Origin of the sequence: Vibrio sp. LaRot3, from assembly GCF_027587025.1 — a bacterium.
In the GTDB taxonomy this organism is placed as follows: Bacteria; Pseudomonadota; Gammaproteobacteria; order Enterobacterales; family Vibrionaceae; genus Vibrio.
In genome coordinates this window covers 1-835 of the sequence record NZ_JAPPTI010000028.1, presented here as the reverse complement: position 1 = coordinate 835, position 835 = coordinate 1, and the positions used below count along the sequence as shown (strand labels likewise).

1 protein-coding gene is annotated in these 835 nt (G+C 50.3%); it reads right to left on the bottom strand.

The genetic code is table 11. The annotated features are described in order from the left end of the window. On the bottom strand, window positions 1–835 hold an 835-nt coding region (locus OH461_RS20040), incomplete at both ends, for a T1SS-143 repeat domain-containing protein (RefSeq protein ID WP_443088483.1).

Below are 835 nucleotides of genomic sequence, written 5' to 3'. Positions count from 1 at the left end.
TAAGTCGTGCCCGCGGCAGTCGTCACCGTGGTTGGATTGCCACTGTTGGCCCACACCACCGCTTTGCCTTCGGACTCGATACCTGATAGTGCCGTAGGGCCATTGGTCAGTTGATAGCTCTTAATGCCATCCGCCCCTTCAGCAATGTCAAAATTGCCTGAAATAGGGTTATCGCCACCCACAGAAGAGCCTAGACCGATGATGTCATCTTCATCGATATTGGTTTGTCCGGTAAAACCAGACAATACTGGCGCATCGTCAGTCAATGTAACGAGCAGGTCTTTACTGGCTGTATCGCCATCAAAATCTTCTGCTAACACCTTGAAGGTGAGATCTTTGCTGTCTTCACCTGTGGCGTGGTCAATGGGCGCTTTAAGGTCAAAGCGGTAGCTGCCATCTGCGTTTAAAGTCAGGATGAAGACTTCCACACTGCCTGCTTTGGCTACATAGGTATGGTTGTTATCGCTGTCTGTGGTTGGTGCACCAAGGGTAATGGCCACGCCATGCGATTCCAGCCCAGCAACGGGGTTAGTAGCTGGGTCAATCTTATACTCCACCACTTGGTCAGCGCCTTGCGTTGTACCAAAGCTGCCAGTATCAAACAGAGGATCGCCACCTTGGTTTGTGCCACCGACTAAATCATCTTCGTCGACCGCCAGTGCTTCTACCGTATCAATCACCGGCACGTCATCAATCACATTGATGGTTAAGGTTTTTGATTCCGTGGTGTCGTTATCAAAATCAGTCGCACTGATAGCAAAACTCAGCGGCTGAATGTTCTCGCCTTGCACGGCATCATGGTCAAGCGGCTTGACTAAGTTGAACTGGTAACTGT